We start from the raw sequence: 20,151 nt of genomic DNA on the forward strand, positions 1-20,151 counted from the left end.
AATTGTCTGAACGCGTGGATTTGTCGGTCCCGGCGAACGCCGGTCGGCTTGCTTTTCGCCGTCTCAGGTCAGGGGTTTCGCACCCGCACTCCGTAGAAGATCGCGGCACCCAGGATGATGACGCCCTGCGCGATAAGCTTGCCGGGCTCGTCGATGCCGAGCACGGTCATCACCACGAACAGCAGAGCAAAGCACAACGCCCCGAAGAAAGGTCCCCAGACGCCACCGTCGCCGCGACCGAAGACGACGCCGCCGAGGATCGTTGCCGCGACCGCCAGGATCGGCAGGTCGAGGCCGACACGGACGCTGCCGACGGCGATCGAACCGGTCTGTACCAGGGCCGCGATCGCCGCGATCAGGCCGGCGAGCGTGTGCGCAAGGATCACCGTGCGCTGGACCGGCACGCCGGAAAAATGCGCGGCTTCGGCATTCTCCCCGACCGAGGCGACGTAGCGGCCAAAGACGGTCCGCGACAGCAGCAGCCACACCAAAGCGGTCAGCAGGACCCAGAACAGCACCGGCGTCGGAACCGACAGGAATTTCGTGTTGTAGAGGTCGTTGAACAGCTTCGGCACATCGCCGGGCGGATTGCCGCTCGACAGGAACTGCACCAGCCCGACCAGGATGATGCTGACCGCCAGCGTGACGATGACCGCCGACACCCGCCGGCTCCCTATCATGAAGCCGTTGAACAGGCCGATGACGAGGCCGGTACCGAGCGCCAGCACGACGAAGAAAGGCATCGACGCGCCGGGGAAAGTGCCTGACGAAATGAAATAGTTGATGAGCAGGATGATGCCGCCGCCGGAAAGGTCGATCGACTTCACCCGCATGACGACGAGCTGCCCCAGAACCAGGATGCCGAGCGGGACGATCTGCCTGACGAAGATACCCATGATGTTGAGGTTGAGCATGTTCGGCCGTGCGACCCACAGCGTGGCCAGCAGCACGAGGAAGACAAAATAGGACGGCGGTATGCGCAGCAGGCGCCGGGCGATCGGATTTGCGAGAACGGCAGCCATCTTTCAGAGCCCCATCTTCTTGCGGGATTGCAGCCCGACCACCGCCAGCAGGATGCCGCCCTTGATCGCGGTCTGGACAAACGGCGAGACGTTGGCGAGGTTCATGCCATTGGCCAGCAGCGCCATGACCAGCGCGCCGATCACGGTGCCGTGCAGGCTGCCTATGCCACCGGAAAGCTGGGTGCCTCCAAGCGCCACGGCGGTGACGGTATCGAGTTCGAAAAGCAGCCCGACATTCGGATCGCCCGACACGATGCGCCCGGCCAGGAAGACACCGGCAACGGCTGCGAAACAGGAACAGATCACATAGGCGAGGATGATGTTGCGGCGGTCGGAGACGCCGAAATTGCGGGCAGCACTCTCGGCGCCGGACGCGATGCCGCCGCCGATCGCAAACAGATGCAGCCCATACCGGGATCCGTAGAGCAGTTTCCACGCTGCCAGGATCACGACGATGCCCCAGAAAACCGGATAGGGAATGCCGAGGAAACTGCCCGAGACGGCATCGATGACGATCTCCGGCACCGTGCCGCCGGAGACGGGCCGCAGGATGCGCGTGATGCCGAGCACGATGTACTGCGTCGACAGCGTCGCGATGATCGGATGGACGTTGAAACGGGTGATCGCCAGACCGTTGATCAGCCCGATGACTGCCGCCAGCACGAAGACCGCCGGGATCAACACAATCGCTGGCTGGTCGAGCGCCAGCACCGCGGTGGTGAAGCTGATGACCGAGCCGACCGACAGGTCGAGCCCGCCGATGAGCACGACGACGAGCTGTCCGATCGCCGCGATGATCAGCGGCATCGCCTGGGCAACCAGGTTGAAGAGGTTTTCGGCCGTGGCGAACTGCGTCGTCTCGACGGTCAGCCACAGCGAAATGAGCAAGGCGACCAGCAGCGGCAGGCCCCACAGGCCCTGCCGCGTGTTCCGGCCATTCAGGATGTTGAAAACCGAACGAACCATGGCAGGCCCCTAATGCTGGCGCGTGGAGCCGCCCATGAGGGCCGCGTCGAGAATCTTGTGTTCGCTCGCCTGCGCTGCCGGCATTTCGGCCACGATCGTGTCGTGATGGACGACGTAGATGCGGTCGCAGAGCCCGATCAGCTCGATCGTCTCGCGCGACAGCACCAGCACCGCGCCGCCCTTCGCGGTGAAGTCCCGCAGAAGATGGTAGATCTCGGACTTGGCGCCGATGTCGACGCCGCGCGTCGGCTCTTCGACCAGCAGAAGATCGAGATCGGCGGCAAGGTAGCGGCCGAGCAGAACCTTTTGCTGGTTGCCGCCCGACAGCGAACCGACCGCAGCCGACAGGCCCGCCGCCTTTATGTTCATGACCTCCATCATGCGGGCGATGACGTTTCGATATGGCCGCGCCGGCGCAAGTTCCGGGCGCCTCGAATGCAATCCGATGGCGATGTTGTGGGCGATCGGCAAAGCGAGGAAGAGCCCCTCTTCCTTGCGGTCCTCGGGAACGAAGCCGACCTTCAGCTGCTGCAAATACCGAACGCCCGCCGACGCCGGGAGCGGCATCTTCAGCGCCTTGCCGTTGATGGAAATCGTCCCGGCGAAGGGATGGTAGCGGCCAATCAGCGATCGCAGGAAGCGCTGCTGGCCCTGCCCTTCCAGCCCGGCCAGGGCGACGATCTCGCCCTTGTGCAAAGTCAGCGAGAGCGGCTGCGATGTCTCGGTGATCTTGAGGTTTTCGACGCGCAGTATCTCATCGCCTACATCGCCCGTACGATCGGGAAAAAGGTCCTGGAGTTCGCGTCCGACCATCATGGCGATGAGTTCGTCGGTGGTGATCTCGGACACCGTCTTGGTGCCGACCAGTGCGCCATCCTTCAGCACCGTCACCGTGTCGCACAACTCGAAGATCTCCTCCATGCGATGCGAGATGTAGACGATGGCTTTTCCCTTGTCGCGCAGCCGGCGGATGTTGCGGTTGAGCACATCGACATCGGCCGCGTTGAGCGCCGCCGTCGGCTCATCGAGGATGAGCACGCTGGCGTCGGCCTGGATGCAATGCGCGATCTCGACGAATTGCCGCTCGGCGATCGTCAGGTTGGAAACGAGTTGCGACGGGTCGAGCGTGAGGCCGAGTTCGCCAAGCGCCCTGGCGGTCTGGCTTTTCATCGCGGGATAGTCGATCGAGCCAAACCGGGTCGTCGGCTCCCGGCCGAGGAACATGTTCTCGGCGATCGACAGATTGGGCAGCAGCGAATGCTCCTGGAAAACGGTCGAAATGCCGGCATCGAGCGCGGCGCGCGGCGACTTCAGATCGAGCTTCTCGCCGCTCATGAAGATCTTGCCGGAATCGGGCTGATGCACGCCCGCCAGAATCTTCATCAACGTCGATTTGCCGGCACCGTTCTCGCCCATCAGGGCATGGACGCTGCCCGCCTTGAGGTCGAGGGAAACGGAGTGGAGCGCCTTGCTCCCTCCGAATGCCTTCGAAATGTGGGACATCTCGACAAGATTGGTCACGAAACCCTCGAACGAACCGGATTCAACACATGGAACGGCCTGCGGGGAATGTTTGTCCACTCCCCGCCAGCCACGGCGCCGTCACTTCTTGCCGTAGTATTCCTTGAGCTTGTCTTCCGGCAGTTCGCTTGGCCACCAGACATTGGCGGTCAGGTCGTCGCGATAGTATTTCTTGGCCTTGTCCTGGTCCCATCCGTCGGGATTGTAGACATAGCGCTTGTAGAGCTGCTTGCCTTCCAGAAGGGCAACGGCGGCGCGCACGCCGGCAGCGCCCTGGGCGGGACTGTATTCCGGAGAGATCGACTTGAACCCATCCGTAATCCACTGGCCGAAATAGCCATTGTTGCCCTCGCCCGAAATCGGCGGAATGGGTGTGCCGAACTGCTTGAAGACATCGACGCAGGCGCGCGTCATGTCGGCACCGGACGACCAGATGCCGTCGACCTGCGGATTGTTCAGATAGAGCGTCTCGCACAGCTTCTTGGCCTTGTCGTACTGCCAGTCGCCATGCTCCTCGGCAATGATCTGCACATGCGTGCCCTTGAGCGATTCCAGGAGGCCGTTGTAGCGGTTGGTGTCTTCCGGATGGCCGGCCAGGCCACGCAGGACCCAGATCTTGCCATTGTCACCGACGGTCTTCACCAGCCAGTCGCCCATCACCTTGCCGAAGTGCTCGGCGCCGCCCTGGATTTCGGTGGTGTAGGCGTCGGAATCGATACGCCCGGTGTGAAGGATGACCGGGATGCCGGCGGCGACCGCCTTGGCGATGCTGGCATTGGCCGACGTGCTGGTCACCGGTTGAACGATGATGGCGTCGACATGCTGTGCGATCAGGTCCTCGATATCGGCCACCTGCTTCTTCTGGTCGAAGCCGGCATCGAGCAGGATGAATTTCGAGATGCGCTTGTCCTTGGCCGCGGCGTTCTCCGCCTCATGCGCCACCTGCACCGTCCAGGTGTTTGCGTTGACACCGAAGTCGCTCATGCCGATGACCCAGGGCGGGTCCTTCTTGAACGCACCGGCGGCGGTCATGCGCGTGTCGTCGGGGCGCGGCGCCACGCCGTCCATCAGCTTGACGTCTTGCGCATGCGCCAAGGACGTCACGGCAAGCGTGGACGCAACGAGCATCCCCAGGCCGACGGTTTTCAGCAATCCTAACATTGAACACTCCTCCTTGTGGTTGCTCCGGCCTACAAATTCGTATGGCCACGAGACGCTCTCCCAATGCATGCCCCCGTCACAAACCGACCGATGCGCGCAATTCTCCCGCCCCCGAACACATGCGTGTCGAAGCCCAACTTCTGCTGGACGATGATGACGGTCGAGAACTCCTCCGGGCACTTTAGAAGCACAGCGGATTCGCCCTGTCAATAGTTAGTCAGGTTGAATGACTATTCCCTTGCTTGCCTTTCACCGCTCCACTATCCATCATGAATGGCGCTCGCCGGCTTCGGCGCGCAGTCTGTCCCGGCGGGAAAAACATGCGATCAGTCTTGTGCTACGGCGACTCCAACACGCACGGCCAGATCCCCGGCAGGGGGCCGCTCGAGCGCTATGGTCCGGGTGAACGCTGGCCGGGCATATTGCGTTCTCAGCTGGGCCCTGACTGGTATGTCATCGAGGAGGGGTTGAGCGGCCGCACCACCGTCCACGACGACCCGATCGAGGGCGCCCACAAGAACGGCCGAACCTATCTTCGTCCTTGCCTGCAGAGCCATGCGACGCTCGACCTCGTCATCATCATGCTCGGCACCAACGATCTCAAGATCCGCTTCAACAAGCCGCCGTCGGAAGTGGCGATGGGCATCGGCTGCCTCGTCTACGACATCAAGGAGCTGGCGCCCGGTCCGGGCGGCACCACGCCCGAAATCATGATCGTGGCGCCGCCGCCGATGCAGGACGACGTCAAGGAATGGAAGTCCATATTCGCCGGCGCGCCGGAGAAATCGCGCCTGCTCGCGCTCGAGTTCGAGGTTCTGGCGGACTCGCTCGAACTCCACTTTTTCGATGCCGGCTCGGTGGTGTCGTGCAGCGAAGCGGACGGCTTTCACATCGATGCCGAGGCGCACAGATTGCTGGGCACCGCGCTCGCCCGCGCGGTCGATGCCATCGGCTGGAGCCGCTCGACATGAGCAACCATACCGCCGCCAGGCAACGCGCTCTTACCGACGGGGCGACCTTTGCCTGACATGAGATTCGCACCACCCAATCCCTTGCGCATCGCCGATCGTGCGAGCGGGCTGAATGCATTGAGCGTCCGCAGCTACAACGAGCGGCTGGTGTTATCCCTGCTGCTTCAGAACGAAGGCATTTCGCGGATGGAAATCGGCGAGAAGACCGGCCTGTCGGCGCAGACGGCTTCGGTCATCGTTCGCTCGCTCGAGCAGGAAGGCCTGGTCTCGCAGGGCGAGGCGCAGCGCGGCCGCGTCGGGCCGCCGACGATCCCGCTTTCGCTCAACCCGGAGGGCGCCTATGCGGTTGGCGTCGGCTTCAGCCGGCGCAGGATCGACATCGCGCTTATCGACTTTATCGGCACGGTGCGCTTCCACACGCAGTTGCCGGCGGATGAAGCCAATCCGTTTCCGCAAAGCAGCGATCTGTTCGGCGCGATCGGGCAAGCCATGACCAGCCTGCCGGTCGAGGCGCGCAGCCGGGTTGCCGGCATCGGCCTGGCGGTTCCCGACGATGTCGACACGATGGCTGCAACCCGCAACGGATCGAGCACCTCGCTCAAGGCCTTGCAGGCCGAGATCGAGGAACAGATCAAGCTGCCAGTTTTCGTGCAGAACGACATCACAGCGGCAGCCGGCGGCGAGAGCATGTTCGGCGTCGCAAAGCCGCTCAACGATTATCTGTTCTTCTATCTCGGAGCACGGCTGCAGAGCAGGCTCATCCTCAACCACCAGATCTACAAGGGAAACTCCAGCGCCAGCTTCGATCACGGCCTGATGCGCCTGGAGAGCGAATTGGCCATGCGCGGGCGCCCGTCCGAAATCATCTGGAGCAGCAGCCCTGAGTGGCCCGATCTGGGCGAGGCCTACAGCGCATGGCTGGGCGAGTGTTCCGACCGCCTGAAAGCGTCGATCTCCGCGCTGACCCAGTTTGTCGAGTTCAGGACGGTCGTCCTGTCCAGCTATGCGCCGCAAAAGATTGCCGAGGCCTTGTGCGACGACATCGGCCGGGAATTCCCCGGCATCGAAGCGCTGCCGGCGCGCGTCACCATCAGCCCGAAGGCCGTCGGCGCGGCAAGCCTGCCATTCAGTTCGCGCTTCATGATCCAGTGATCGAGCTGAACCGGGTTGCCGGTCGGCCGATCATGCCCCTCTGCAGGTCCATCGATGATTTTCAGGTGACCAGGCGAATCCGCTTGCCAGGACGCCCCACTTAATAGCATGTTAAGTGAACCCTGAGATCGCCATGAAAATCGCTGCGGATCACGCACTCAACGACAATGCCGCGACCAGCGCCGAAGCGCGCCGCTCGACGGTATTGGGCGATCGGATCAAGGCCTATCGCACGACGCGGCGCCTGACGCTGCGCCAGCTCGGCGACATGATCGGCACCACCGCCAGTTTCCTGAGCCAGCTCGAGCGCGGCCTTTCCGGCGCCAACGCCAGCACGCTGATGCTGATTGCCAATGCACTCGGCATCAGCCTCGCCGATCTTTTCGACGAATGCGAAGTGTCGCCGCACGCGGTGCTGACACGCAGCGAGCGGCCGGCGCTGCCGACCAGCGAAGGCTACCGCAAGACGCTGCTGTCGCGCCGGCCGATCCGCGAGATGGAAGTCTATTGCGGCGAGTTCGCCGTCGGCGGCTCGACCGGCGACGTGCCCTACACGCACGGCAACGCGAGCGAGATGTTCCTCGTGCTGCGCGGACGCGTGCAACTGACCCTCGGCGAGGAGAGCTTCACCCTCGAAGAGGGCGATAGCATCGAATATTCGACCTCGATGCCCCACCGGACGATCAATGTCGGCGATACGGTGGCCGAAGTGCTGTGGATCATTGCGCCGCCGACCAGCGGCGCCGTCGACCTCGACCAATATGTAGCCCGGAAAACGCTCGCGCCCGGCCTACCAAAATCAAACAGCGAGCCATCGGAGGGTTAGAAAATGGGAAGCAGATCAAGATTGGCCGGGTTCGTCGGCGCCGCCGCACTGGCCTTGCTTGCGGCCGCCGCTCACGCGCAGAACGCACCGCCGGCCGGGACCGTGGTGGACGGCTCGCTGAAGGGAAAGACGCTGACCTTCGTCTCCTATGGCGGCATCTACCAGGACGGCCAGGTCGCCGCCCTCAAGGAATTCGTCGACAAGAGCGGCGTCAAGCTTTTGAATGACGGGCCGACCGAAATCGCCAAGCTCCAGGCGCAGGTCGAATCAGGCAATGTGACCTGGGATGTCGTCGATACGGACGATTTTCCGCCCTTCGTGCATTGCGGAAAACTGTTCCAGAAGCTGGATTTGACCAAGCTCGACATCTCGCACATCCCGCCCGGACAGGTCGGCGAGTGCAGCGTGCCGGCGATGAACTACGGCATGGTCCTGATGTACAAGAACGACACGTACAAGGACAATCCGCCGAAGGACTGGAAGGACTTCTTCGACACCGCGAAATTTCCCGGCACCCGCGCCATCGACGGCAGCGGCAGCCCGCTCGGCGGCCTGATCGAACAGGCCATCCTGGCAGACGGCGGCAAGGTCGACGCCATGACGCCGGCCGACATCGACAAGGGCATCGCCAAGATCAAGGCGATCGGTCCCGACACCATCTTCTGGAAGACGGGCGCAGAATCCCAGCAGCTCGCCGAATCCGGCGAGGCCGACATGATCATCATGTGGACCGGCCGCGCCATGACGGCGGTCAAGAACGGCGCTGCCTACACGCCGGTGTGGAAGGACTGGCTGGTCGTCATGGACCAGCTGACCATCCCGGTCGGCGCCAAGGACACCGACGCTTCCTACGCGCTGATCAACGCCTATCTCGGCAAGAAGTCGCAGGAGATCCTGACCGAGCAGACCTCCTACTCGCCGATCAACAACGAGGCACAGCCGAAGGTCGACGCATCCGTCGCCGCCTTTCTGACCAACACGCCGGACCACGCCAAGCTCGGCTATCAGCAGAACATCAAGTTCTGGGTCGCCAACTTCGCCGCCGCGTCCGACAAGTGGACAGCGCTGATGGCCGGCAACTGAGCCGGCTACCGCTGAGGTGACGGCGTGAGCCAGACATCGCATACGCCGACGGCCGGGGGTGATCATCCTCGGCCGCCAGGTGCCGTGCGGGCGCCGCAGCGGCGCCCGCACCTTGCTGCCTATCCTTCGCTGCTGGCGATGCCCGCCTTGGCTTTGCTCATCGCCGCGATGGGCTATCCCTTGCTGACCGTCACGCTGCGCAGCTTCTCGGACCCATCTTGGGGCTTGCAGAACTATGTCTGGTTCTTTTCCACCCCGGTGAACGTCACCGTCCTGTGGCGCACCTTTTCCATCGCAGCCTGGGTCACCATCGTTTGCGTCATCGCCGCCTACCCCTATGCCTATCTCATGACGGCGGTCGGACCGCGCCTGCGGCTGGTCCTCATCCTGTGCGTTTTGGTGCCGTTCTGGGTCAGCGGCGTGGTGCGCACCCTGGCCTGGGTCATCCTGCTGCAGGATTCCGGCATCATCAATTCGGTCATCAGGCTGCTCGGCTTTGACGGCGTGAAGCTGATCCGCACGCAGACCGGCGTCGTCATCGGCATGGCGCAGGTGCTGCTGCCGTTCATGATCCTGCCGCTCTATTCGGTCATGCGCGGCATCGATCTGCGCCTCGTGCAGGCGGCGCGCAGCCTTGGTGCGCGCCCGGCACGCGCCTTCCTGCAAATCTATCTGCCGCTGTCGCTGCCCGGCGTTTTCGCCGGCGCCATCATCGTCTTCATCCTGTCGCTCGGCTTCTACATCACGCCTGCCCTGCTCGGCGGCCCGCGCAGCACCATGCTGTCGACGCTGGTGCAGAGCCAGGTGCTCAGCCTGCTCAACTGGGGCCGCGGCGGCGCCATGGGCGTCGTGCTGCTGGTCGCGACCTTCGTGCTTCTGGCGCTCGCCGCCCCGCTGATGCGCCAGCGCCACAAGCAGGCGTCCAGATCATGAGACTGGCACCATCCCGCCTTCTGCTCGGTCTGTTCTGCCTGCTTGTCGCCGTCTGGCTGGTGATGCCGACGCTGGTCATCATCCCGATGTCATTCAACGAGAAGAAGTCGCTCGCTTTCCCGCCGTCCGGTTTCTCCTGGCAATGGTACGAGAATTTCTTCACCAACCCCGATTGGCTGTCGAGCTTCTTCAATTCGCTGAGGGTCGCGGGCCTCGTCGCCGTCGCCGCCACGCTGATCGGCACGCTGGCGTCGCTCGGCCTCAGCCGCATGAAACATTCCGGCGCCGGCCTGCTGCGCGCCATCCTGATCACGCCGATGATCGTGCCCGGCGTGGTGTTGGCGATCGGCATCTATGCCGTTTACCTTGATTACCAGCTCGTCGGCACCACCACCGGCTTCGTAATCGCACATACGATGCTGGCGATCCCCTTCGTCATCATCGCCGTGTCGGCAAGCCTCGAAGTCTTCGACGCGCGGCTGGAGACGGCGGCGGCAAGCCTCGGCGCCAACCGCTTCACCACATTCCGCACCGTGACCTTGCCGCTGATCGCGCCCGGCATCCTGTCCGGGCTTTTGTTTGCCTTCGTCACCTCCTTCGATGAGATCATCGTCGCGCTGTTCATCACCAGTCCCTACCTGAAGACCTTGCCGGTGCAGATCTTCACCAGCATCACCCGCGACGCCGATCCGACGGTGACGGCCGTCGGAACCATCATCTTCATTGCCACGACGCTGATTATCAGCGCCGGGCTGATCATCAGCTCGAAATCGACGAGGAGTTGAGATGACTGCGAGGAAACGCGGCGCGGCCATCGACATCAAGGGCGCAACCAAGCGCTACGGCAATTTCACCGCACTCGACGATGTCAGCCTGCATATCGAGCCGGGCGAGTTCATGACGCTGCTCGGCCCCAGCGGCTCGGGCAAGACCACGACGCTCAACGTCGTGGCGGGCTTCACCGACCTCACCTCCGGCGACCTCGCCGTTGGCGGCAAAAGCATCGTCGCCCTGCCGGCCCACAAGCGCAACATCGGCGTTGTCTTCCAGCACTACGCGCTGTTTCCGCATATGACGGTCGGCAAGAACGTCGCCTATCCCCTCACCTTGCGCGGCATGGACAAGCAGGCGCGCGACCGTCTCGTCGTGCGCGCGCTGGACATGGTCAAGATGTCCGACTTCGCGCATCGCTATCCCTCCGAACTTTCCGGCGGCCAGCAGCAGCGCGTGGCGCTGGCGCGCGCCATCGTCTTCGATCCGCCGCTGCTGTTGATGGACGAACCGCTCGGCGCGCTCGACAAGAAATTGCGCGAATGGCTGCAGCTAGAGATCAAGCGCATCCACCGCGAACTCGGCACCACCTTCGTCTATGTGACGCACGACCAGGAAGAGGCGCTGGTCCTGTCCGACCGCATCGCCGTCTTCAATCAGGGCCGCATCGAACAGGTCGGAACCGGCCGCCAGCTCTACGACGAGCCAACGACCCTGTTCGTGGCCAAGTTCATCGGCGAATCGACCAGTTTGCGTGGCACCGCCCAGACGTCCGGAAGCGAGACCAGCCTGACGATCGCCGGCCAGAAGATCGTGGCCAACGGCAAGCTCGCCAGCGGCCGCAAACCGGTGGTCCTGCTGCGGCCGGAGAAGCTTTTGCTTGCCGGCACCAACACGCCTCCCGCCGCCGGGCAGAACAGCCTCACCGGTCAAATCAGCGAGGCGATCTATCTGGGCTCCGGCTCGAAATACCAGGTGACGCTGCGCGACGGCTCGGTCGCCATCGTACGCTCGTCGCTGGAAGCCACACCGTTCTCGATTGGTGACACGGTCGATCTGCGCTGGTCGGTCGTCGATGCAAAACTTCTTGCCGACGACGATCGCGCCGACATGACGATGACCTGATCGCTCTTTCCCCGCAGGATTTTTAGACATGGACGCCAAAGTCAACGGCAACGTCTCGTTCTGGTATGCCGACATCGGCCTGCCGGCCTATCGCGCGCCGCTTCCGGGCGATCTCGAAGCCGATGTCTGCATCGTCGGCGCCGGCTACACCGGCCTGTGGACGGCTTATTACCTGAAGAAGGCCGATCCATCGATCCGCATCGCCATCGTCGAGCGGGAGTTCGCCGGCTTCGGCGCGTCGGGCCGCAATGGCGGCTGGCTGTCCGGCGGCTTCAGCTGGTCGCGCGAGAAATATCTGCAGACCTCGACGCGCGGCGCTGTCATCGACATGGAAACGGCCATGCATGGCACGGTCGACGAAGTGATCAAGGTGACCGAAGCCGAAGGCATCGATGCCGACATCCGCCGCGTCGACAATCTGACGGTGGCGACCAACCCGCCGCAGCTCGAACGGATCAACGCCGCCTATGCCGATGCGATCGGCTGGAGCGTGCCGAGCGAGCGTGTCAGCCTGATCGGCCAGGCAGAGGCCAAGGCCCGCATCAACATCAGGAATGTGCTTGGCGGTTATATCCACCACGGCACCGCGCGTGTGCAGCCGGCCAAGCTGGTGCGCGGCCTGTCCGAAGCCGTCGAGCGGCTCGGTGTGCCGATCTACGAGCAGACCACCGTGACCGGCATCGAGAAGGGCAAGGTCACGACGAACCGCGGCACCGTGCGCGCGCCGATCATCATCCGTGCCACGGAAGGGTTCACGGCCGGCATACCAGGCAATGAACGGCTCTGGCTGCCGCTCAACAGCGCGCAGATCATCACCGAGCCGCTGCCGCAATCACTGTGGGACGAGATCGGCTGGGAGGGCCATGAGCTTCTGGGCGACTCCGCGCACGCCTATTGCTATGCGCAGCGCACCAGGGAAGGCCGCATCACCATGGGCGGACGCGGCGTACCCTATCGTTACGGCTCGCAAACGGATGTGCGCGGCCAAACGCAGCAGGCCACGATCGAAAGCCTGCACGCGATCCTCACACGGCTGCTGCCGCAGACTGCGAAGCTTCGCATCGACCACGCCTGGTGCGGCGTGCTGGGCGTGCCGCGCGACTGGTGCACGACGGCAGGGCTCGATCCGCAAACCGGCATCGGCTGGGCCGGCGGTTATGTCGGGCTCGGCGTCTCGAGTTCCAACCTTTCGGGCCGCACGCTGCGCGACCTTATCCTGCGCCGCGACACCGAACTGACCCGCCTGCCCTGGGTCAACCGAAAGGTCAGCAAATGGGAGCCCGAGCCGATGCGCTGGCTCGGCGTCCACTCGATGTATCAGCTCTATCGCGTCGCCGATGAGCGCGAGGAAGCCGGCCTCCAGCACACGTCGAAACTGGCCGCGATCGCCGACCGCATCACAGGACATTGAGAGACTGCCATGACCGACTTCCAGACCTTCGCCCACCTCGCCTCCATCGACCTCGGCGAGGCTGAGCCCAAGCCGACCTCGATCAGCGGCGATCAGTTCGAAGCCTCGACGACGCTGTGGACCTCGCCGGATGGCGCACTGGAAGTCGGCGTCTGGGAGTGCACGCCGGGCCGCTTCACGGCCTCGCGCGAGACCAATTCCGAAACCTGCCACATCGTGTCAGGCCGGGTCTCGCTGCATGGTCCCGATGGCCGCAGCGAGGACGTTGGTCCGGGCGAAATGCTGGTGCTGCCGAAAGGCTGGAAAGGCGAATGGACGATCCACGAGAAGACGCGGAAGCTCTACATCCTGCACTTCGAAGCGTGAGCCGGCTGGAACAGCCGCTACTCGTCGTCTGAACGATCACCCCCGGTAACGATCGGCTTGCCTTCTATCACACGCCGCAAGGCGTCGTTGATGCGGTCCTGCCAGCCGGGTCCATCCTCCTGGAAATGGTCCAGCACGGCGCGGTCGATTCGGATCGAAACAAGCTCCCTGACGCCTGGAGCGGCCGTGGGCTCTCGGACCGGGGCAGCCGGCTTCTTCACCGGCTTGAAAGCCGCCTCGGCGGCCGCCATCGGATTTGTCGGTCGGCGCGGGGGATTTGCCATTGGATGACCCTGACTGAGGATGATTCGTGCGCGACGTAGCACGCCTGAGCCACCATAGCCCAACCAGCACCGTCGCGCAGGCCCCTTTTGGTCAGGACGATCACTCGGCTGCTTGGAGGCTCTGTGCGTCGATGATGACCCTGATCTCGGCGCGGCAGGAGCCGCAATTCGTGCCGGCATTCAGGGCCGCGCCGATTGCCGCGACGCTGCCGCAGCCGCGGCGTACCGCTTCCGTGATCTGGTTGGCGCCAACGCCGAAGCAGGAGCAGACGATGGCGCCGCGATCGACGTCGACCCCGCCCGGCCGCCCGGCCACGATCGCCAGCCTGTCGCGCCGGTCGACATGATCGACACTCAACTGTTCCGCCGCCCAGCCGCGCGACACGGCGACCGGGCCGGGTGCGACGAACAAGGCCCCGGACAGTTGGTCGCCGTCGAAGGCGGCGATGCGATGCTGGCCGGCGTCGCGGTCATGATAGGCGAGGATTTCGGCGCCCACTGGCGCGCCGAACAGTGATCCGGCAAAGCCGGCCCAGTCGATGTCGTCTTCGGCAAAGGCAAGTTCGACCCGCCAGCCGCCCTTGCATTTGGCCACGGCCCAGTAGGCCGCGGTATCGGGCTCAGGCCTGCGCCGCGTCACCGCGAAGCCGAAGGCCTTGGCCGCGAATTTCTCGATACGGGCGGCGACATGTTTCAGCGCCGGCTGACCGGAAATGGGATCGGTCAGCGGCGCGGTCAGCGTGTCGAGCCGGCCCTTTGCCGAGAACTGATCGGTCCAGTGCATCGGCGCAAACAGGCTGCCCTGGCGCTGGCGCGCCGTCACCAGCGCGCGCACCAGCACATCACCGCGCGGGCTGGAAACGCGCGCTATGTCGGCGTCACCGATGCCGAAGCGCTGCGCATCCGCCGGGTGGATTTCGACGAAGGGCTCGGCGATGTGCTGCGAAAGCCGCGGGCTTTTCCCCGTCCGCGTCATGGTGTGCCAATGGTCGCGGATGCGGCCGGTGTTGAGGATCAGCGGATAATCGGGGCTGGTGCGGATTTCCGTGGTGGGACGGATGGCGATGAAGCGCGCCTTGCGGTCGGGTGTGAAGAAGTTGCCGTTGGCGAAGAAGCGAGCCTGGAGCCCAGTCGTGCCGACCCCTTCTGGCCAACCTCCAGCTTGAGCGCCCCCCTCTGGCCTGCCGGCCATCTCCCCCTCAAGGGGGGAGATTGGCAGCTTCGCCGACTGCTTTCGCTTTGCGACGTTGTGAATTGGCGAAGACGGCCATGACAGCCGATCTCCCCCCTTGAAGGGGAGATGGCCGGCAGGCCAGAGGGGGGCGCCTTGGCTCGGCGCTGGCCATTGGAACGGCTCAAGCGCCTTATATCCCTCCGCATCAACCCCGGCATAAGCCCCGATGTCGAAATCCCGCGCACCATCATTCTCGAAACCCGACAGCGCGGCATGCTCGGCAAACACCTCCGCCGGCGACGCGTAGGAAAACGCCTCACCAAACCCCATCCGTTTGCCCACCTCGGCAATAATCCGCCAGTCAGGCAGCGCATCTCCGGGCACGCACAAAAAAGCGCGCTGGCGCGACACACGGCGTTCGGAATTGGTGACGGTGCCATCCTTCTCGCCCCAGGCGGCGGCGGGCAGCCGGACATGGGCGTGGCGGACGGTATCGGTCCGGGCCAGCACGTCCGACACCACCACGAACGGGCACGCCTTGATCGCCGCTTCGACGGCATCGGCGTCCGGCATCGAATCGACCGGGTTGGTGGCCATGATCCACAGCGCTTTGATGTGCCCGTCGGCAACCGCCTTGAACATCTCGACTGCCTTCAGGCCGGGCTTTCCGGCAACGGCCGGCGCGTTCCAGAAGCGCTGCACGCGGTCGCGATGATCGGGGTTTTCGATCTCCATATGGGCAGCCAGCATGTTGGCCATGCCGCCGACCTCGCGCCCGCCCATGGCGTTGGGCTGGCCGGTCACCGAAAACGGCCCTGCCCCTGGCTTGCCGATGCGGCCGGTGGCCAAATGGCAGTTGATGATGGCATTGACCTTGTCGGTGCCCGAAGACGACTGGTTCACCCCTTGGCTGTAGACGGTCACGGTCTTGGAGGTCGCCGCGAACAGGCTGTAGAACCGGTCAAGCTCGTCCTCGCTCAGGCCCGTGGCGGCGGCGACGCCGACCAGGTCGAGCGCCGATGCGGCGAAAAGCGCTTGCCCGAAGCCGGTCGTGTGCGTCGTGATGTAGGCGCGGTCGAGCGCGTTGTGCCGGCCGAGATAGGCGAGCAGCCCGGTGAACAAAGCGACGTCGCCATCGGGCGCGATCGCCAGATGCATATCGGCAATGTCAGCGGTCATGGTGCGGCGCGGGTCGACCAGAACGACTTTCATCTCCGGCCGCTTTTCCCGCGCCGCCGCGATGCGCTGGTAGAGCACGGGATGGCACCAGGCGAGGTTGGAGCCGACCAGCACGATGAGATCGGCGAACTCCAGATCGTCATAGGTTCCCGGCACGGTGTCGGAGCCGAAGGCACGGCGATGGCCGGCGACCGAGGAGGCCATGCACAGGCGCGAATTGGTGTCGATATTGGCCGATCCGACAAAACCCTTCATCAGCTTGTTGGCGACGTAATAATCCTCGGTCAGCAATTGGCCGGAGACATAGAAGGCAATCGCATCGGGTCCGTGTTCGGCAATGGTTTGCGAAAAGGTCGAAGCGACGAGGTCGAGCGCCTCATCCCAGCCGGCGCGGCGGTCGTGGATCTCGGGATGGAGCAGCCTGCCGTCGAGGTCGATGGTCTCGGCCAGCGCCGAGCCCTTGGAGCAGAGCCGGCCGAAATTGGCCGGATGGTCGGGGTCGCCGCGGACGGACACTTGCCCGTCCGCAGCGACCTTCGCCAGCACGCCGCAGCCCACCCCGCAATAGGGGCAGGTGGTCCTCACCTCGCGCGCTTCATCGATCTCCATGGGTTCAGGCCGCGCGGCTGGCCAGCGCTTCCAGCGCAATGAACAGATGCTCGCCTTCGATCCGCACCGGAATGGTGCGCACCGCGCCCTCGTCGGCGCCGAGCGCCTTGCCCGTTTCCAGCGAAATCACCCAATTGTGCAAGGGACAGGTCACCGCCGTGCCGTGCACGATGCCCTGGCTGAGCGGTCCGCCTCTGTGCGGGCAATGGTCGTCGATGGCATAGACCTGATCATCGGCGGTGCGGAAGACGGCGATCTTGCCTTCCGGGGTGGCGACGCAGCGCGCGCCGCGGCGAGGGATGTCGGAGATAGAGCCTATTGATACCCAGTTCATGATGGTCACTCCGCCGCCTGCGCAAATCCGACCGAAGCCATCGGCCGGAATTCGTGCTTGTCCTTGCCGGAAACGCGTTCCGACCACGGGTCGACCTGGGCGAATTTCTGGCTGAAGACGAAGCGGTCGTAATAGGCCTTGCGCTTCTCGCCATCGTCCATGATCTGGCGCTTGATCTCGGGGATGCCGATGCGCTTGGCCCATTTGTAAATGCGCTCGAGATAGCGGCCCTGCTCGCGGTACATCTGCGTCAGCGCCACGATGTGCTCCAGCGCCTCGTCCTCGGTCTTGACCATGCCCAGCACCTCGGTGCCCTTGATGTCGAGGCCGGCCGCGCCGGCGAAATGTATCTCGTAGCCGGAGTCGACGCAGATGACGCCGACATCCTTGCAGGTCGCCTCGGCACAGTTCCTCGGACAGCCCGACACCGCCATCTTGACCTTGGCCGGCGTCCACGAGCCCCACATGAATTTTTCGATGCGCACGCCAAATCCCGTCGAATCCTGCGTGCCGAAGCGGCACCAGTCCGAGCCGACGCAGGTCTTCACCGTGCGCAACCCCTTGGCATAGGCGTGGCCGGAGACGAAGCCGGCCTGGCCGAGATCGGCCCACACCGCCGGCAGGTCTTCCTTGCGGATGCCGAGCATGTCGATGCGCTGGCCGCCGGTGACCTTGACCATCGGGATTTCAAACTTGTCGACAACGTCGGCGATGGCGCGCAGTTCAGCGGCATTGGTCACCCCGCCCCACATGCGCGGCACCACCGAATAGGTGCCATCCTTCTGGATGTTGGCGTGGACGCGCTCGTTGATGAAGCGCGACTGGTAGTCGTCGGCGTAGTCGTCCGGCCAGTCGCAGACGAGATAGTAATTGAGCGCCGGCCGGCATTTGGCACAGCCGCAGGAGGTCGTCCATTCCAGTTCCTGCATGACGGCGGGAATGGTCTTCAGGCGCTTGGCGATGATCAGCCGGCGGACCTCGTCATGACCGAGCGTCGTGCAGCCGCACATCGGCTGCACCGCCGCTGGATTGTATTTGTCGCCGATGGTCAGCACCATCAGCTTCTCGACCAGCCCGGTGCAGGAGCCGCAGGAGGCCGAGGCCTTGGTGTGGGCGCGCACGTCGTCGAGCGAGGTCAGGCCCTTGGCCGTGATCGCGCCGGTGATCTTCCCCTTGCAAACGCCGTTGCAGCCGCAGATCTCCGCATCATCCGGCAAGGCTGCAACGGCCGCCATAGGGTCCAGCGGGGCACCCCCCTGGTAGGACTGGCCGAAGATGAGCGTATCGCGCATCTCGGATATGTCGGTCTGCTTTTTCTTGAGATCGTTGAACCAGGCGCCGTCCGCCGTCTCGCCATAGAGCACGGTGCCGATGATGCGGTCGTCCTTCAGCACAAGTCGCTTGTAGACGCCGGCCGCCGCATCGCGCAGCACGATCTCCTGGCGGTCCTCGCCCTCGGCGAAGTCGCCGAGCGAGAACAGGTCGATGCCGGTGACCTTGAGCTTGGTCGGCGTGTCCATATGGACGAAGGCCGCCGCTTCGTTGCCGGCAAGCTGGCTGGCTGTGACGCGCGCCATCTCGTAGAGCGGCGCGACGAGGCCATAGACCTGGCCGTTGACCTCGGCACATTCGCCGAGCGCGTAGATGTCGGGATCGTTGCTGCGCATGCCGGCATCGACGACGATGCCCCTGTTAACGGCGATGCCGGCCTGTTTGGCCAGCGCCGAATTCGGCCTGATGCCGACGGCCATCACCACAAGCGTTGCTGGGATAATGGTGCCGTCAGCAAGTTCCACCTGCCCGACCTTGCCGTTGCCGGTGATCGCCTGGGTGTTGGCCTTGGTGATGACCTTGATGCCGCGCTGCTCCACCGCACGCTGCAAGAGATAGCCGGCGGCCGGATCGAGCTGGCGCTCCATCAAGGTCGGCATGACATGCAGCACGGTGACGTCCATGCCTTGCGCGTTGAGGCCCGCCGCCGCCTCCAGACCCAGCAGGCCGCCGCCGATGACCACCGCCTTCGCGCGCGACTGGGCAGCGAGCATCATCGCCTGCACGTCATCGAGATCGCGATAGGTCAGCACGCCCGGCAGGTCATGGCCCGGCACCGGAATGATGAACGGTACCGAGCCAGTGGCGATGACGAGCTTGTCGTAGGGCTCGGTGACGCCGTGATCCGAGGTGACGGTCTTCGCCGTCCGGTCGATGGCAACGATCTTGTGGCCCTTGTAGAGGGTGATGTTGTTGGCGATGTACCAGCCGTCGCCATGGATGATGATCTCCTCATAGGCCTTCTCGCCCGACAGCACCGGCGACAGCATGATGCGGTCGTAATTGACGCGCGGCTCGGCGTTGAAGATGGTGACGGTGTAGCGGCCCGGAGCCTGTTCCAGCAGGTGCTCCAGCATGCGCCCGGGGGCCATGCCATTGCCGATGATGACAAGTTTTTCGCTCATGGTGCTACTCCGCGGCTTCGACGAAGCGGTGGCGTTCGTAGAGGAACTTCAGAACCGCCTCGCGGCAGCGCAGGAAGGTCCGGTCGGAAGAGAGTTCGACGCGCCGGCGCGGCCGCGCCAGCGGCACGGCAAGCACTTCGCCGATGGTCGCCGCCGGACCGTTGGTCATCATGACGATGCGGTCGGAGAGCAGCACCGCCTCGTCGACGTCATGGGTGATCATGATCGTCGTCGAGCCGAGCCTGGAATGGATGTCCATCACCGCGTCCTGCAGATGGGCCCGCGTCAGCGCATCGAGCGCGCCGAACGGCTCGTCGAGCAGCAGGATCTTCGGCTCCATCGCCAGCGCCCGGGCGATGCCGACGCGCTGCTTCATGCCCCCGGAGATTTCCGCCGGGCGCTTGTCCTTGGCATGCGCCATCTGCACGAGGTCGAGATTGCGCATGATCCAGTCATGCCGCTCGACTTTGCTCTTCGAACGGCCGAAGACCTTCGACACCGCCAGGTTGATGTTTTCGTAGACGGTCAGCCACGGCAGCAGCGAGTGGTTCTGGAACACCACGGCGCGTTCCGGTCCAGGGCTGTCGACCTCCTTGTCCTCGAGCAGCACGGCGCCGGCCGACACCTTGGTCAGCCCGGCGATCAGATTGAGCAGGGTCGACTTGCCGCAGCCGGAATGGCCGATGATGGAGACGAATTCGCCCTTGTCGATGGTCAGCCTGATGTCCTTCAACACCTCGCTGACCTGAGCACCACGCGTGAAGGATTTGTCGATATGGTCGAGCTTCAGATAGGCCGTCATCGCCC

General features: G+C 64.2%; 18 protein-coding genes. 9 read left to right on the top strand and 9 right to left on the bottom strand.

Annotated elements, in window-relative coordinates:
• Window positions 1-68: 68 nt before the first annotated feature.
• The 4 genes from LB519_RS16940 to LB519_RS16955 all read right to left on the bottom strand — a co-directional run bounded on the left by LB519_RS16940 (window position 69) and on the right by LB519_RS16955 (window position 4,637).
• Complete coding sequence (locus LB519_RS16940) at window positions 69-1,022, bottom strand: ABC transporter permease (protein ID WP_013530476.1); 954 nt, start codon at window positions 1,020-1,022, stop codon at window positions 69-71.
• A 3-nt stretch (window positions 1,023-1,025) separates the two neighbouring features.
• Entirely contained in the window at window positions 1,026-1,988 is a 963-nt protein-coding gene (locus LB519_RS16945) for an ABC transporter permease (RefSeq protein ID WP_013530475.1), read from the bottom strand.
• Between the two features lie 9 nt (window positions 1,989-1,997).
• Window positions 1,998-3,509 (bottom strand): sugar ABC transporter ATP-binding protein, encoded by a 1,512-nt coding sequence (locus LB519_RS16950; RefSeq protein ID WP_127365995.1) that lies wholly within the window; start codon window positions 3,507-3,509, stop codon window positions 1,998-2,000.
• A gap of 81 nt (window positions 3,510-3,590) precedes the next feature.
• Window positions 3,591-4,637, bottom strand: coding sequence for a substrate-binding domain-containing protein (locus LB519_RS16955; RefSeq protein WP_395316698.1), 1,047 nt, complete (start codon window positions 4,635-4,637; stop codon window positions 3,591-3,593).
• 353 nt (window positions 4,638-4,990) lie between these two features.
• Between LB519_RS16955 and LB519_RS16960 the strand changes: the two genes are divergently transcribed.
• The 9 genes from LB519_RS16960 to LB519_RS17000 all read left to right on the top strand — a co-directional run bounded on the left by LB519_RS16960 (window position 4,991) and on the right by LB519_RS17000 (window position 13,308).
• Window positions 4,991-5,641, top strand: a complete 651-nt coding sequence (locus LB519_RS16960; RefSeq protein ID WP_063173756.1) for an SGNH/GDSL hydrolase family protein — start codon at window positions 4,991-4,993, stop codon at window positions 5,639-5,641.
• A gap of 57 nt (window positions 5,642-5,698) precedes the next feature.
• Window positions 5,699-6,793 carry an ROK family transcriptional regulator gene (locus tag LB519_RS16965; RefSeq protein WP_013530471.1) on the top strand — a complete coding sequence of 365 codons (1,095 nt, stop codon included), beginning with the start codon at window positions 5,699-5,701 and terminating at the stop codon, window positions 6,791-6,793.
• Between the two features lie 133 nt (window positions 6,794-6,926).
• A complete protein-coding gene (locus tag LB519_RS16970; protein ID WP_224620655.1) occupies window positions 6,927-7,619 on the top strand; it encodes a helix-turn-helix domain-containing protein in 693 nt (230 codons plus the stop codon).
• 3 nt (window positions 7,620-7,622) lie between these two features.
• The gene (locus LB519_RS16975; protein WP_023809407.1) at window positions 7,623-8,702 is read left to right on the top strand and encodes an extracellular solute-binding protein; all 1,080 of its coding nucleotides are present in this window, start codon (window positions 7,623-7,625) and stop codon (window positions 8,700-8,702) included.
• 24 nt (window positions 8,703-8,726) lie between these two features.
• Window positions 8,727-9,635 carry an ABC transporter permease gene (locus LB519_RS16980; protein WP_224620656.1) on the top strand — a complete coding sequence of 303 codons (909 nt, stop codon included), beginning with the start codon at window positions 8,727-8,729 and terminating at the stop codon, window positions 9,633-9,635.
• On the top strand, window positions 9,632-10,420 hold the full coding sequence (locus LB519_RS16985) for an ABC transporter permease (RefSeq protein WP_027160917.1): 789 nt from the start codon (window positions 9,632-9,634) through the stop codon (window positions 10,418-10,420). The genes LB519_RS16980 and LB519_RS16985 overlap by 4 nt, the downstream gene beginning before the upstream one ends.
• A gap of 1 nt (window position 10,421) precedes the next feature.
• The gene (locus tag LB519_RS16990; protein ID WP_224620657.1) at window positions 10,422-11,531 is read left to right on the top strand and encodes an ABC transporter ATP-binding protein; all 1,110 of its coding nucleotides are present in this window, start codon (window positions 10,422-10,424) and stop codon (window positions 11,529-11,531) included.
• Between the two features lie 28 nt (window positions 11,532-11,559).
• Window positions 11,560-12,942, top strand: a complete 1,383-nt coding sequence (locus LB519_RS16995; protein WP_064992541.1) for an NAD(P)/FAD-dependent oxidoreductase — start codon at window positions 11,560-11,562, stop codon at window positions 12,940-12,942.
• Between the two features lie 9 nt (window positions 12,943-12,951).
• A complete protein-coding gene (locus LB519_RS17000; RefSeq protein ID WP_024503961.1) occupies window positions 12,952-13,308 on the top strand; it encodes a cupin domain-containing protein in 357 nt (118 codons plus the stop codon).
• Window positions 13,309-13,325: 17 nt separating this feature from the next.
• On the opposite strand, the gene LB519_RS17005 is transcribed toward LB519_RS17000, so the two are convergent.
• From LB519_RS17005 to LB519_RS17025, 5 genes are all read right to left on the bottom strand, one after another.
• Window positions 13,326-13,592 (bottom strand): BrnA antitoxin family protein, encoded by a 267-nt coding sequence (locus LB519_RS17005; RefSeq protein ID WP_024503962.1) that lies wholly within the window; start codon window positions 13,590-13,592, stop codon window positions 13,326-13,328.
• A 100-nt stretch (window positions 13,593-13,692) separates the two neighbouring features.
• Window positions 13,693-16,554 carry a nitrate reductase gene (locus LB519_RS17010; RefSeq protein WP_224620658.1) on the bottom strand — a complete coding sequence of 954 codons (2,862 nt, stop codon included), beginning with the start codon at window positions 16,552-16,554 and terminating at the stop codon, window positions 13,693-13,695.
• A gap of 4 nt (window positions 16,555-16,558) precedes the next feature.
• Complete coding sequence (gene nirD / locus LB519_RS17015) at window positions 16,559-16,888, bottom strand: nitrite reductase small subunit NirD (protein WP_063173757.1); 330 nt, start codon at window positions 16,886-16,888, stop codon at window positions 16,559-16,561.
• Window positions 16,889-16,893: 5 nt separating this feature from the next.
• Window positions 16,894-19,344 (bottom strand): nitrite reductase large subunit NirB, encoded by a 2,451-nt coding sequence (nirB, locus tag LB519_RS17020; RefSeq protein ID WP_224620659.1) that lies wholly within the window; start codon window positions 19,342-19,344, stop codon window positions 16,894-16,896.
• 4 nt (window positions 19,345-19,348) lie between these two features.
• Window positions 19,349-20,146, bottom strand: coding sequence for an ABC transporter ATP-binding protein (locus tag LB519_RS17025; protein ID WP_013530459.1), 798 nt, complete (start codon window positions 20,144-20,146; stop codon window positions 19,349-19,351).
• Between the last annotated feature and the right edge of the window lie 5 nt (window positions 20,147-20,151).

The sequence above is a fragment of the Mesorhizobium sp. AD1-1 genome (assembly GCF_020164655.1).
In the GTDB taxonomy this organism is placed as follows: Bacteria; Pseudomonadota; Alphaproteobacteria; order Rhizobiales; family Rhizobiaceae; genus Mesorhizobium; species Mesorhizobium ciceri.

Excerpts from the sequence above, each read along its gene's own strand:
- LB519_RS17000 (WP_024503961.1), top strand. The coding sequence starts at position 12,952 with ATGACCGACTTCCAGACCTTCGCCCACCTCGCCTCCATCGACCTCGGC.
- nirB (WP_224620659.1), bottom strand. The coding sequence starts at position 19,344 with ATGAGCGAAAAACTTGTCATCATCGGCAATGGCATGGCCCCCGGGCGC.
- LB519_RS16955 (WP_395316698.1), bottom strand. The coding sequence starts at position 4,637 with ATGCTCGTTGCGTCCACGCTTGCCGTGACGTCCTTGGCGCATGCGCAA.
- LB519_RS16970 (WP_224620655.1), top strand. The coding sequence starts at position 6,927 with ATGAAAATCGCTGCGGATCACGCACTCAACGACAATGCCGCGACCAGC.
- LB519_RS16960 (WP_063173756.1), top strand. The coding sequence starts at position 4,991 with ATGCGATCAGTCTTGTGCTACGGCGACTCCAACACGCACGGCCAGATC.
- LB519_RS16995 (WP_064992541.1), top strand. The coding sequence starts at position 11,560 with ATGGACGCCAAAGTCAACGGCAACGTCTCGTTCTGGTATGCCGACATC.
- LB519_RS16965 (WP_013530471.1), top strand. The coding sequence starts at position 5,699 with ATGAGATTCGCACCACCCAATCCCTTGCGCATCGCCGATCGTGCGAGC.
- nirD (WP_063173757.1), bottom strand. The coding sequence starts at position 16,888 with ATGAACTGGGTATCAATAGGCTCTATCTCCGACATCCCTCGCCGCGGC.
- LB519_RS16940 (WP_013530476.1), bottom strand. The coding sequence starts at position 1,022 with ATGGCTGCCGTTCTCGCAAATCCGATCGCCCGGCGCCTGCTGCGCATA.
- LB519_RS17025 (WP_013530459.1), bottom strand. The coding sequence starts at position 20,146 with ATGACGGCCTATCTGAAGCTCGACCATATCGACAAATCCTTCACGCGT.
- LB519_RS17010 (WP_224620658.1), bottom strand. The coding sequence starts at position 16,554 with ATGGAGATCGATGAAGCGCGCGAGGTGAGGACCACCTGCCCCTATTGC.
- LB519_RS16990 (WP_224620657.1), top strand. The coding sequence starts at position 10,422 with ATGACTGCGAGGAAACGCGGCGCGGCCATCGACATCAAGGGCGCAACC.
- LB519_RS16945 (WP_013530475.1), bottom strand. The coding sequence starts at position 1,988 with ATGGTTCGTTCGGTTTTCAACATCCTGAATGGCCGGAACACGCGGCAG.
- LB519_RS16985 (WP_027160917.1), top strand. The coding sequence starts at position 9,632 with ATGAGACTGGCACCATCCCGCCTTCTGCTCGGTCTGTTCTGCCTGCTT.
- LB519_RS17005 (WP_024503962.1), bottom strand. The coding sequence starts at position 13,592 with ATGGCAAATCCCCCGCGCCGACCGACAAATCCGATGGCGGCCGCCGAG.
- LB519_RS16975 (WP_023809407.1), top strand. The coding sequence starts at position 7,623 with ATGGGAAGCAGATCAAGATTGGCCGGGTTCGTCGGCGCCGCCGCACTG.